General features: G+C 35.7%; 14 protein-coding genes. 7 read left to right on the top strand and 7 right to left on the bottom strand.

All coding sequences use genetic code 11. The annotated features are described in order from the left end of the window. Positions 1-730 (bottom strand): KGG domain-containing protein (locus ACTJJH_RS12620; RefSeq protein WP_440601215.1); only part of this gene is annotated, 730 nt, incomplete at its 3' end. A 474-nt stretch (positions 731-1,204) separates the two neighbouring features. On the opposite strand from ACTJJH_RS12620, the gene ACTJJH_RS12625 reads away from it, so the two are divergent. Together ACTJJH_RS12625 and ACTJJH_RS12630 are read left to right on the top strand one after the other, a co-directional pair. Next, the gene (locus ACTJJH_RS12625) at positions 1,205-1,606 is read left to right on the top strand and encodes a DUF6367 family protein (RefSeq protein ID WP_068565422.1); all 402 of its coding nucleotides are present in this window, start codon (positions 1,205-1,207) and stop codon (positions 1,604-1,606) included. A gap of 139 nt (positions 1,607-1,745) precedes the next feature. Then, positions 1,746-2,624 carry an SDR family oxidoreductase gene (locus tag ACTJJH_RS12630; RefSeq protein WP_000432004.1) on the top strand — a complete coding sequence of 293 codons (879 nt, stop codon included), beginning with the start codon at positions 1,746-1,748 and terminating at the stop codon, positions 2,622-2,624. A gap of 54 nt (positions 2,625-2,678) precedes the next feature. On the opposite strand, the gene katE is transcribed toward ACTJJH_RS12630, so the two are convergent. Together katE and ACTJJH_RS12640 are read right to left on the bottom strand one after the other, a co-directional pair. After that, the gene (gene katE / locus ACTJJH_RS12635; protein ID WP_080632720.1) at positions 2,679-4,823 is read right to left on the bottom strand and encodes a catalase HPII; all 2,145 of its coding nucleotides are present in this window, start codon (positions 4,821-4,823) and stop codon (positions 2,679-2,681) included. A 41-nt stretch (positions 4,824-4,864) separates the two neighbouring features. Next, positions 4,865-6,283 carry an iron-containing redox enzyme family protein gene (locus ACTJJH_RS12640; RefSeq protein WP_440601216.1) on the bottom strand — a complete coding sequence of 473 codons (1,419 nt, stop codon included), beginning with the start codon at positions 6,281-6,283 and terminating at the stop codon, positions 4,865-4,867. Positions 6,284-6,599: 316 nt separating this feature from the next. Here ACTJJH_RS12640 and ACTJJH_RS12645 point away from each other — a divergent pair, with 316 nt between their 5' ends. The 3 genes from ACTJJH_RS12645 (at position 6,600) to surA1 (ending at position 8,016) form a co-directional block, all read left to right on the top strand. Continuing rightward, complete coding sequence (locus ACTJJH_RS12645; protein WP_014206459.1) at positions 6,600-7,076, top strand: CinA family protein; 477 nt, start codon at positions 6,600-6,602, stop codon at positions 7,074-7,076. A gap of 279 nt (positions 7,077-7,355) precedes the next feature. Further along, the gene (locus tag ACTJJH_RS12650) at positions 7,356-7,583 is read left to right on the top strand and encodes a hypothetical protein (RefSeq protein WP_002114279.1); all 228 of its coding nucleotides are present in this window, start codon (positions 7,356-7,358) and stop codon (positions 7,581-7,583) included. 115 nt (positions 7,584-7,698) lie between these two features. After that, complete coding sequence (gene surA1, locus ACTJJH_RS12655; RefSeq protein WP_002114287.1) at positions 7,699-8,016, top strand: surface antigen protein 1; 318 nt, start codon at positions 7,699-7,701, stop codon at positions 8,014-8,016. An 82-nt stretch (positions 8,017-8,098) separates the two neighbouring features. On the opposite strand, the gene ACTJJH_RS12660 is transcribed toward surA1, so the two are convergent. The 3 genes from ACTJJH_RS12660 to ACTJJH_RS12670 form a co-directional block, all read right to left on the bottom strand. Then, positions 8,099-8,320: a hypothetical protein gene (locus ACTJJH_RS12660; RefSeq protein WP_002114549.1), complete on the bottom strand. Its 222-nt coding sequence runs from the start codon at positions 8,318-8,320 to the stop codon at positions 8,099-8,101. Positions 8,321-8,414: 94 nt separating this feature from the next. Next, positions 8,415-8,843 (bottom strand): hypothetical protein, encoded by a 429-nt coding sequence (locus tag ACTJJH_RS12665; protein WP_440601217.1) that lies wholly within the window; start codon positions 8,841-8,843, stop codon positions 8,415-8,417. Between the two features lie 265 nt (positions 8,844-9,108). Continuing rightward, a complete protein-coding gene (locus tag ACTJJH_RS12670) occupies positions 9,109-9,255 on the bottom strand; it encodes a hypothetical protein (protein WP_005069891.1) in 147 nt (48 codons plus the stop codon). Positions 9,256-10,160: 905 nt separating this feature from the next. Here ACTJJH_RS12670 and ACTJJH_RS12675 point away from each other — a divergent pair. Beyond that, positions 10,161-10,463, top strand: a complete 303-nt coding sequence (locus tag ACTJJH_RS12675) for a hypothetical protein (protein WP_440601218.1) — start codon at positions 10,161-10,163, stop codon at positions 10,461-10,463. Here the strand turns inward: ACTJJH_RS12675 and ACTJJH_RS12680 are convergent. Continuing rightward, entirely contained in the window at positions 10,456-11,361 is a 906-nt protein-coding gene (locus ACTJJH_RS12680) for a LysR family transcriptional regulator (protein WP_440601219.1), read from the bottom strand. The two genes, ACTJJH_RS12675 and ACTJJH_RS12680, sit on opposite strands and share 8 nt — an antisense overlap. 111 nt (positions 11,362-11,472) lie before the next feature. Between ACTJJH_RS12680 and ACTJJH_RS12685 the strand changes: the two genes are divergently transcribed. After that, positions 11,473-12,711, top strand: a complete 1,239-nt coding sequence (locus tag ACTJJH_RS12685; RefSeq protein WP_440601220.1) for an SGNH/GDSL hydrolase family protein — start codon at positions 11,473-11,475, stop codon at positions 12,709-12,711. Positions 12,712-12,722 lie beyond the last annotated feature (11 nt).

Below are 12,722 nucleotides of genomic sequence, written 5' to 3' on the forward strand. Positions count from 1 at the left end.
GGCTGCGACCACGACCTCGTCCGCCTGAGCGGCCTCCGCGGTCGTCATCATCATCATCATCACGGCTGCGACCTCGGCCTCGTCCGCCTGAACGGCCGCGATCGTCATCATCATCGTCATCACGGCTGCGACCTCGGCCTCGACCACCTGAACGGCCACCACGATCATCGTCATCATCATCGTCATCGCGGCTGCGACCACGACCTCGTCCACCTGAACGGCCTCCGCGATCGTCATCATCATCGTCATCACGGCTGCGACCACGACCTCGTCCACCTGAACGGCCACCGCGATCGTCATCATCATCGTCGTCATCACGGCTGCGGCCACGGCCTCGTCCGCTTGAACGACCACCGCGATCATCGTCATCATCATCGTCGTCGTAACGGCTTCGGCCTCGACCACCTGAGCGGCTACCGCGATCGTCATCATCGTCGTCATCATCACGACCGCGGCCACGACCATTACGGCCATCATTTTTATGGCTTAATGCACCCGCTTCACGCGCTTCTTCAGACGTAAATTCATGAGCGTTACCACTTGCATGGGCTGCTCGGCCAGCTTCACGAGCTTCTTCAGAGGTAAACTCATGTGCATTACCACTCGCGTGAGCAGCTCGCCCACCTTTGCTAGCTATTTCTCGTACTCTTTCAGGATCCATACTTGCAAATCCACGATTTGAAGTACCTGTTCTATTGTTATCATCATCTTCATATCTAGTATTAGCCATAGTTATATCTTCCTATATTTAATTATAGTCACTACCGCTTTTGGTTAACGGATTTAATAACAATAGAATATTTATAATATTTTCCCACCTAAGTGATGTATCAATCCTTTTAAATGTATATCAATCTAAAAATGAAATTTCCTATAAAGTCATTATTTTTAAAATATTTTAAAAATTTTAATTATTAATAATTTTACTCTTTAAATAATGAACATACTCATTATTACCTAATAGCACACTATAATATAGTTTTACAAACATAGTTAAAATAATTTAACTGATAACAAAAAATTTCAAAATGTACAAAACAGTAAACTAACACAACACCAGATCTATTGAGAAAATAACAAGCAAACAATTATTTTAATTAAAAAACAATAACATATATCATTACATTTTCAGAATTAATTTACTTGAGAGATTAATATGAATATTTAAAACTAATTTTAATAAGATGGTTTGAGTAACTTAACTATGCAATTAAAAAATCAACAGTCAACTCTACAATATATCCATATTTCTATCCCTGAAATTTTACTAGGACATATTAAGTCCAAAAACTCATGGCAGGACTATGACAAAGAATGGAGCTATAGATTAGACCCACCTCATGCAAGTCATCCCTTCCAAAGAGACTTATATATTATTAAGTCAAAAAATATAGAACATGAAGATATAAAAATGTTGCTAGATAATATGGCTGTTAAAAATAATAAAAATTCAGAAAATATAGATGGAGCAAAAGAAATTATTAAAAAAATATTAGACTTATCTAATAATATACCGATAGAAAACTGGATAGAGGATACAGGAAATAGATCTATTATTGAAAGCATGATTGATAAAAACAAAATCAAGTTAATCGATATTATTTAGCCCTCAAATATAAAATATTTTTTTACATCCTTACAAATAAAATAACAAAGACAACTTATTAAAAAATTCATTTTACTCACATTTACGCGGTAACAGCTCACTATATGAAAATTAGATATTACAACCGAGGTATTTAAAAATGGAAAACTCAACAAACCAGTATCCAACATCTGCCCCCGCACAAGTTCAATCTCATCAACCAGGTGATCAGGAAAAAATGCACCCTGAACCTGAGATAATAAAAAGTACCCATAAAGGTAGCGATAAGCTAAAAGATAAAGTTGCCGTTATTAGTGGTGGCGATAGCGGTATAGGTCGTTCTGTCGCAGTATTGTTTGCTCGTGAGGGCGCTGATATTGCGATACTTTATCTCGAAGAAGATCAAGATGCCGAAATCACTAAACAACTCGTTGAAAGAGAAGGACAACATTGCCTTTTATTAAAAGGTGATATTTCTGACCCAGATGTTGCAAAACTCGATATTGATAAAGTTCTACAACATTACGGCAAAATTAATATTTTAGTGAATAACGCTGGTGTGCAATATCAGCAAAAAGAAATTGAAAGCATTAGTAATGAGCAATTAGAAAAAACTTTTAAAACTAATATTTTCCCAATGTTTTATCTTACTAAAGAAGCCATTCCTTATATGGAAGAAGGCGACAGTATTATTAACACCACCAGTATTACCAGCTATCAAGGCCATGATGAGCTCATTGATTATGCAAGTACTAAAGGTGCGATTACGACTTTTACGCGTAGCTTATCGAACAATTTAATGAAACAGAAAAAAGGAATTCGGGTAAATGGCGTTGCGCCAGGACCCATCTGGACACCATTAATTCCAAGCAGTTTCGATGCAGAAACCGTTAAAGAGTTTGGTAAAGACACACCAATGGGAAGAATGGGACAACCAAGTGAAGTTGCTCCCGCCTATCTTTTTCTTGCCTCAGATGATGCAAGTTATATTACAGGTCAGGTCATTCATGTAAATGGTGGTCAAATCGTAAATGGCTAATCCCTAAGCTATAAAAAAGCCCTGAAAGTTAAAATTTTCAGGGCTTTTTGTTTGTTAAGCTGGTATGTGGGCAGCTATTGGTTCTCGTGACCAAACACGATGAGCCATAATCAGGTTTTTGAACTTTTCAGCAATCGGCTGGAATTCATCTCCAACTAGAGTACCTTCATCGGGAACTAAACCTAGTGGTTCAAGTAAATCAGATTTATTACCTAAAAACGCAATTGGTTTTAAATGCTTGTAAGCCTCTAATAGATAATGGCGAGTTACTCCATCTTGCATGACAGCGTTTAAGTTATCGCCATCAGGAATAATCACTGCATCATACGCAATTGACGGTTCAGCCATTTGCATGCCATCAGCCGTAATAATACTGTCTTGATGATCTTTTACAGGAGCTAAGCTTGGCGCTAATAAATGAAGAGTCACCCCTTCTTTAATTGCCCAGTTTTTCATAGCTTCTAATGCATCAGATTTGACTAAATTATGGATGAGTACTGCAACTTTTCGACCTTGAATATCTTGGGGCGGGAAAGCCAAGAAAGATAATTTCGCCGATTTTTCAACTGCGGTTTTTTTATAATCTAGCGTCAAATCAGGCACTTCAATTCCTAAATTAGCACCTACTTGTCGTGCTAAGTCGAGATCAATATTTGCCAAAATTTGTTGAACTTGACGCTCACGGATGTGTTTTCGTTGCACTTTACTTAACTCAAAAGTATAGGCATCGACCACATGCTTTTGCTCATGAGGGGCAAGGCTCTTGTAGTAAAGGCGCGGTTGTGAAAAATGATCAGAAAAAGTCTCGCTTCTTTGGCGAAGTTTATGTCCGCTAATCTGTTCAGGATAGCTTTCAAAACCACCATTTGAAGCAGCAGGTGGCGTTTCGGCTGGCCAATCATTATCAATTGAGTTGGGTTGATATGAAGCCTGCCCTTTATGAATCGTATGCTGGTGAATACCATCACGTTGATTATTGTGGAATGGGCACACAGGTTTATTGATCGGAATTTGATGGAAGTTTGGTCCACCTAAACGGCTTAACTGTGTATCGGTATATGAAAATAGACGTGCTTGTAGAAGCGGGTCATTTGTAAAGTCAATTCCTGGCACAATATGTCCCGGACAGAAAGCCACCTGCTCTGTTTCTGCAAAGAAGTTATCTACATTTCTGTTTAAAACAAATCGGCCAATTGGTGTCACTGGAACCAACTCTTCAGGAATAATTTTTGTCGGGTCCAATAAGTCGAAGTCAAAGTTCATCTCGTCTTCTTCTTCAACAATTTGTACACCGAGCTCCCATTCAGGATAAACCCCATTCTCAATCGCCTCATAAAGATCTCGACGGTGGAAATCCGGGTCTTTACCAGCAAGCTTTTGAGCTTCATCCCAAACTAAAGCGCTTAAACCTTGTTTAGGGGTCCAGTGGAATTTCACAAAATGTGATTTTCCTTCGGCATTAATAAGACGGAATGTATGAACCCCAAACCCTTGGATTGAGCGTAAATTACGTGGAATTGCACGGTCTGACATAGCCCAAATCACCGCGTGTGCTGACTCAGGTACTAAAGACACAAAATCCCAAAAAGTATCGTGTGCAGTTGCTCCTGTTGGTATTTCTGTATCTGGTTCAGGTTTTACTGCATGAACAAAGTCTGGAAACTTAATCCCATCTTGCACAAAAAACACAGGCGCATTGTTGCCGACTAAATCAAAATTACCCTCTTGGGTATAAAATTTAATGGCAAAACCACGAATATCACGGACCGTATCAGCAGAACCACGTGGGCCCTGCACTGTTGAGAAGCGTACAAAAATTGGAGTTTGAATGGTTGGGTCAGTCAAAAAACCAGCTTTTGTTAAGCGCTCATTTCCTTCATAAGCCTGAAAGTAACCATGAGCACCCACGCCACGTGCATGCACAATACGCTCAGGAATACGTTCATGGTCAAAATGAGTAATCTTTTCTCGTAAAATAAAATCTTCTAATAGTGTCGAACCGCGAATACCTGCTCTTAAACTATTCTGGTTATCAGCAATTTTAACCCCTTGATTTGTGGTTAATGCTTCATTGGTTGCATCGTCTCTGACTGAGTCTAATTGTTCAGTTTTTTGGGTAGTATTGGCTTTATTTGCAGCATCAGCACCAGCCATTTCACTTGTTTTATTTGTTGATTTAACATTATCAGTCATGTTCATTACCTATGTTTTAAAGTTAAACGTGGGGTGAATTAAAAACTTCAAGAGTTAGTTTTGTTAAAGGAACTTAAATATGGAAAAAGGAGCTCGACATATTTACGTGTGCTCCAAAGCCCAATGCTTTTATGGTGTGAATCTGGAGCCAAAAACGGAGTCAGCTTGCATATTTTTATGGCAAGATCAGGTGTCTGACGTATACGCTCTTGGAGCGCATCAAGTTCGCCATCAGAAATATAGCTAAACAGATAATCTTGAATACGCTGGCTATTCTTAAGTTCCCTGCTGTAGGCCAAGTAGTTAGAAGAATGATCAGTACCAGCAATCCAGTCATGAATAATTTGTCGTTCTACAGGGTTAAATACCCCAAACATTTTTCCATTTTCTTCATTAATCATTCGCCAGAATACGCTCTGTTCAGGATCGGTATTCAATTTAATCCACTTGTGATCAATGAGATGTGTAACTAAGCCTTTAACGTCTTCTGGATTTGATAACCATTGGTTAATGGTTTTGCATCCAAACTGTCTGGTTTCGTTATGTATTAGCTGACCCACGAGCGCTTTTCTTTTTAAAATTTTAAGGACTAAATCTTCAAGATTTAAATTTTTAATAATTTTTGAAGAAGAAACACCATGGTTATTAAGAGCAAAACCACGTTTTAATTTATTAAAGAAAGCTTCTTTATCTCTGTATTTATCGTAAATATTTTCTATAACTTTAATGGCTTTATCTGCATGTCCGTTATCAATATTGTCGATAGTAATGTGCAAATTAAAATATTTAGAATCAATACCCAGTTCAGCAAGTTCATAATTACTGATGAGTAGATGCAGTGGCAGTTGCTCATAACCTAAATTGAAACCGACAATTTCGGGAATAAACTCTGGTGGAGCATAGCCAAGCGCCAGCTGAATCACGGCATTATGATAGTATTCATCCTCTAAAAGCAGATCAAAACTATCAAGCCCCAGACTACGTAATAAGTCATCATAAATACAGACATGATTTGCTTTCGGCTCACCAAGTCCCAGCTCTTCTAGATAAGTAATAATAAGGTCATGAAAAACCGGATCGTTCCAGTAGTGAACTGAGCTATAGAGCCATGCACCGTCGACCTTTTTAGTTGGAGAGACCTTAATCAAAAATTCAAATGCCTGTCCGACATTCTGGAAATACTCTCTCTCACCCCCACTTTGTCTACGGTTTAGATAAGCCTGAAATAACTCACAATTTTGTTTATTGTCATTTTCACACCATTCTTTAACTGTATTTATAGTTGCAGGAAAATCAATTTCCTTTTGATCTATTTTATCTATTTCTTCATTAAGAAAATCTGTTGCTTTCTTCTCTTTTTCAAAACTAGAAATATCAGGATCAAGGAAAAAAACAAATAATTCGTAATAGTTCTGTTGATTATCTTGTAATAAGTCTAATAATCTTTTTTTCACTACAACAGGCATTTCTATTCTCCTTTAGTGAGATATAAATTACCATACTTTAACTGAACAATAATCCCAGCCTATCTTTGTTATATTACGTTATTAAGAAACAACTCATAATTTTAAAAACTTTATATTTCAACAACATAAAAAATAACACAAACTTACATTCTCACCTTTAGAATAATTTAACTATATGTTTTTATAAAAAATATATAAACAATAAACTATATTTACAATTAACTTACCTTTAAAATTATAAAGACTAAAAACTTAACAAAAAGAAATTAAAAATAATCCTATAACTAAATTAAAAACAATTGTAAGGAGAATACAAATGTTTAACTCATGTTGTAAATTACTAGCACAAGAAAAAATTAAAATCGCTTTTTTTGAAAGTGCTTCGGCAGGTTATTTAGCTTATCGCTTTTCTTTGAGTCCCTATTCAGGTGATATTCTTATTGGTAGCTTGGTCAGCTACGACCTACGTGTCAAAGAAAATACACTTCATATTTCACCAGAACTCATTGAAAAATATACGCCTGAGTCGATGCAAGTCACTGTAGAGATGATAAAAAAAGGTAAAGAACTCTTGAATGCCGATCTTTATATCGCTTGTACTGGGTTATTAAAAAAAGGAGGTTCTGAAACTCAAGAAAAACCTGTAGGTACCTTTTTTTATTCCATTTATTATAAAGATAATTTTTATAATTTCAGACGTATATTTAAAGGATTACCCTATCTTAAACTTAGACAACTGCTCTATTACATTAGTCAAGATATCGAATCTATAATATTAGATAATAAAAAATAGCTTTCCTTCATAAAAGATAACAAATACATATTTAGAAATGATCATAGCTTTTATTTAACCTCTATGTACCCAAATGTAATTTTAACTATATTCATATTAATTATGTTTAATCATTAAAATTACATTTTATAGAAATCAAGGTTTTATTTAATTTTTAAATTTACATTTAAATATAGGGTAACACCCCAACGCTACACATTAAAAATTTTCATGTTTTAATGAACCTATCTGAAGCTCTCAGATAAAACACACATCATAAATGATATGAGGTAATTAAAGATGAGCACTACTAATAATCAAAGCAATCAACGCAATAATCAGCAGCAACAACAACAGCAAAACGACAACCGTAACAACCAGCAGCAACAAGGCAACCAACAGCAAAACGATCAACAGCAACAAAACAATCAGCAACAACAGCAAAATGACAACCGCCGCCAACAACAAGGCTCTAATCAAAAAGATTCAGGCCAACAAAACTCAAATAACAATAATCAGCAACGCTAATCCGTTGTTGAATTAAATGTCATTTGATGCGGTCATTCATTTTATTTAGGAAGGTGCCCTCACCTTCCTAAATTTAACATAAGCATAAAATTAAATAAGAGAAGAGGAAAAACTGATGACAGATCAAAATACAGACCATGCTCAACTTGTAGCTGGCGACCATAATTATTCTGACTCTCGCTGGCGAGAAAGTTATCTTACTCGACCTTATTATCAAGAAGCTCAATTAACTACGCCAGATCTGGATTATGATCGTGATTTTTCTGCAGCTTATGAACTAGGTCATCGTGCCCGTTCAGAATCTAAAGAAGGAACTCAGTTTGAAGAGATGGAAGGTAGCTTGCAACAAAAATGGGAAGAGCTCAAAGCTGAATCCCGATTAAAATGGGAACATGCAAAACAAGCCATTAAAGATGCATGGGATGACATGTAACATCCTTAATTGGTCCAAAGCATATAGCTTATTTCCTATTGGCCCTGGGAAATAAGCTTTTTTATTATTTGAAGTATTTATATTAGAAAAACGGCGGCATATTAAAATTATTACTAAGATATTGATTGGCTTGGTGCGGATCATCAAAAATTTCTTTTTTAAATTGTACATCCGGCGTTGTAGATAGAGTATGTGTTGGTTTGATCGTAACTTCTACTACATATCTGTTTTGTTCTTGCTTTGCTTTCACACCATAAATTTCAGAGTCATTAATGCAAGTTCCATCAGTAAAATATACAAACATACCGCCACCTTATTTCTTAACTAAAGTTACTGGTTTTGACATTTATTTAACGTAAAAGCCTAGCAATAGACTTGAGCCGTAGGTAAACAAAATTTCAGTTCTGGTTTTTCTTAAAATATTCAATAATTTCTTCCCCGTTATTCACGGGAGTTTCTTTAGCAGGATATGTTTCTTCATAAGCATATGCAGGTAATGCAACTTTATCGCGAATTGGCGGTAACTTTTCTTGGCCACCTGTGGTAATACGCTCAATAAAACCTGCAAGCCACAATACAAATTCTTGTGTGTTTTTACTCTTCGGAATAATACTTAAATCTAATTTAATTTTAGATGCCTGAAGAGGCTTAATCAGCAATTCACCAAAATCAATATAATTGTATAAAAGTTTAAGTTTTGTCCCCTTAATCTCATGTCTAAGCTCAATCATTAAATTGTTAAGATCTTCAATAGGATCATCTACAAACCCTTTTTTTTCCTTAACATTTTGATAGATTTTCTCAGCTATTTTTAAGTACTGGGGCATATCCTTACCTTTAAAAATTGTTTTCACTAAAATGAATTTTGGATGAATATAAGTAATTTATTGTGTTTATTTTATTAATTTTTTGAAACTATAATTTACTGAGGAAACAATTCAATAACAACAAATTAATATAAAGGCTATAACACACTAATTTATTGATTAATTTTATATTTTTATATAATTGCTTTTTTTATTATGTTACATATTTTATAGAAAATAACGATAAGAAAAATCACGTAAAAGTGAGTTTTCTTAATCGAAATAATTATGAGTTTTTTTCCATTTGTTGAGTAGTTGCTGGATCATTAGAGCCATGTGTTCCATCATCATCTGTTGAATTTCGATCTTGGCAGGCACTCATACCCATTGCGATTGCAACTACCATACTCACTGCACAAAAAATTCTTAACATTGAGGTCACCCTTATAAATCTTAAGATGTAGGCTTATGAATAACATTATCTTATGTTGGCCTACCGCTGTGGTTCTCTTAAGTTTTGTAGGTTGTGCAAGCTTTTGTAAAAATCTAAATAAAATAAATGTTAAAGAATTACTTTTCTTGCAATTGATATTTTAATTAAAATTTGGCAACGGCTATTTATTTAATTACATGATATTCATAAAATCAAAATTTCCCGCTCTTTTTTGACTTATGTTGAAATAAGTCATTACTTGCAAACACTATATAAATAAACAATTAATAAATATTTGATATATAAACATTAAAAATTATTTTTTAACCTCTATTGAACTATTATTCAATATTCTCAATTATAAATAACTCATTATTTTATTAATGAAAATTTAAAAATATTAATATTTGTTTATATAAACCAATCTTTTATTTTTGCAATTGACCCGCTTTAAGGCTCAGCTTATGATGCTCCGGCTGACCTATTTTGTCAGTCGGTTTTAGCAGACCGTCTACCTAAGCGCACTAAAAACAAGTTTTTTGGTGTGTAGCCCCTCGTGCCTTTGACGGAGGAACGGGAGTGGGACACCTTCGGGTGTGCTGGTTTCTTAGGTATCAGTCTGCTAACCCTCTTTCGTTTCACCACCATAATTAATAGCAGTGATTGGGCGCAACTTCTTTCATCAAGGAGTCTCTAATGACTATTATTTTATATCGTGTTTTTTCTTCTACTCTTCATCACGTTATCGACTTCACTGAAAATATTTTCAAGAAAATATCCTACAGTTTTATGTTTCTGCTTTCCTATCTTTTCAGAGTAAATATTTCCATATTTAATGCTCGATAAAGACTAGAAAATTTCTATAAACATGACTTAACGATAACAACAACCAATGAAGAGCAATAATGATGTTTTTTTTATATCGTATTGTTTTAATCTGCACCCTATTAATAAGTTCTATAAGTTTATTAGGTTGCAGGTCTATCAGTAAAAATGAATTTAATACACATTGTGTTTGGGCAGGTCGTGCACTTTCACAATGCAACTGTATTTATAACTCTTTAGAAAAACATTATTCGCCGCAGTTTGTAGAGAACTTACCCAAAGTAAGCTTACAAAATATTAATGCGAATATGCACTTTGTGGAAACTATGAATGAAACCATGCACCAATGTCAGTTAAGTGCCAGAAAAAACTTAATTAACTAATCTTTGCCTGCTCTACCAAGAAATCTAAAAATGCCCTTACGCGTTTAGGGACATATTTGTCATGTCCTATCCAAACAGCATGAAATTCTTCTGAAGCCTTGATATTCCAGTCTTCAAGGATTTTGACCAACTGTTTTTGTTCTAAAGCTTTTTTGACTTGGAACTGGTTAAGCTGTGCAATACCAGCACCTGCAAGCGCTAACTGTAAGATGGCTTCTCCATGATTTACTCTTAAAACCTTAGTGGGAGCAAGTGTGATTTCTTGATCGTCTTTTTTAAAAAGCCACGTTTTATTTTGACGTTGGTAACTTACGTCTAAAAGCTGATGTTCGTATAACTCTTCTGGATGCTGCGGATAACCATTCTTTTCAATATAGGTAGGTGAACATACATAATGTTTCTGAGTGCGTCCGAGTGAGCGAGCAACCAAATTTGAGCTTTTTAAAGGCCCTGTACGAATTGCGATATCAATTCTTTGCTCAACTAAATTAATGACTTCATCACTCAAATGAGCCTCTAATTCGATTTGTGGATAGCACTCGTTAAATAGAGAAATACAAGGTAATAAAAAATGCGTCCAATATGAAAGACTGGTATGAATTCTAATTCGTCCTTGCGGCATGTGATTTGCAGTAACAGATTGTTCTAGTTCATCTAAGTTATTGAGTATGTGAACGCCTTGCTCATAAAATTGACATCCTTCACTGGTGAGTTGAAACTGACGTGTTGAACGGTTAAGCAGTCTAACTCCAAGTCTTTTTTCTAAGCGTGAAATTAACTTACTCACAGCAGACGGCGTCATGTCACAAGCTCTTGCGACTGCTGAAAAGCTTCCTAACTCGACTACTCGAATAAAAATTGCCAACTCCCCAGACCGATTAATATCAAAATATGACATAACAAAATCTATTTATGAATTTCATTCACAAATCTTATTCCGCTTATGTTGCTATAACAAGCTAGTAATTTGTTTCAAGATAACTTTAATTTATTTTAAAGAGTTCACGAGATGAAACTTTATCAACCCGCCCTATTCTCTCTTGTTTTATTTACGAGCTTTGCACAAGCAGAAGTACAAAAGAGCCAGTGGGTTACCACTTGGGCAGCTAGTCCACAAAAAGTCTGGAATAAAGATTTCGTTTTCCCGACCAATATTCCTGATCAAATATCGAATCAGACTATTAAACAAATTAGTCAAATTAGTTTAGGTGGTGAAGCAGTTAGGCTCGTTTTTACAAATCAATATGGGGATCAACCGCTTTATATTGATAAAACTACTGTGGGGTTAGTCAAAGGACAAAGTCTTAAATCAAAGAGTGCTTATCCAGTTTATTTCTCTGGAAAGCTTAAAGCACAAATTTTACCAGGCAAACAACTGATAAGTGATCCAATCCCGCTCCCTGTTCCAGATCATGCACAGTTAATGGTAAATACCTTTATTCAAAAGCCCACTACATTTAAAACTTTTCATTGGGATGCGAAACAAACCAGTTGGCTCATTACGGGCAACCAGACTGCGAACTTAAATACGCCTAGCAGTGCCAAAACCACAACTGCACGATTATTATTATCAGCTGTAGAAGTAAAACCAAAGCGTAAAGCACATGTTGTTGCAGTCGTTGGAGACTCAATTACCGATGGTGCAACTGCAACTCTAGACGCAAATACTCGATGGACCGACTTTTTAGCTAAGCGCTTATCGCCACATCGAATAGCGGTCATTAACAGTGGAATTTCAGGAAATCGACTACTCACAGACGGTATGGGTGACAGTGCTTTAGATCGTTTGAAAAAGGAAGTATTTCAATATTCAGGTGTGAAAACATTAATTGTTTTGGTGGGTATTAATGATATTTCATGGCCCGGTACCGCATTTGCCTCCAAACAAGAAATACCGACTTTTGAAGCACTCACTCAAGGTTATAAACGTGTTGTAGATGAAGCACATCGCCAAGGTATTCAGGTGATTGGAGCAACCTTATTACCATTTTCAGGAGCTTTACCAAATACTCCTCTTGATAACTACTATCAACCGAATAAAGATGAATTACGTCAGCGCATTAATCACTGGATCAGAACCAGCCATACATTTGACGGCGTACTTGATCTTGAGCAAGGTTTAAAAGACCCTAAACATTCTGATCGATTAAATCCAATTTATGATTCGGGAGATCATTTACATCCGAATGATCGCGGTAATCAACAAATGGCAAATCTAGTTGATTTAAACCAATTAGTTAATCAATAAAACATCCAGAT

Origin of the sequence: Acinetobacter sp. 22301, from assembly GCF_052045285.1 — a bacterium.
Taxonomy (GTDB): Bacteria; Pseudomonadota; Gammaproteobacteria; order Pseudomonadales; family Moraxellaceae; genus Acinetobacter; species Acinetobacter pittii.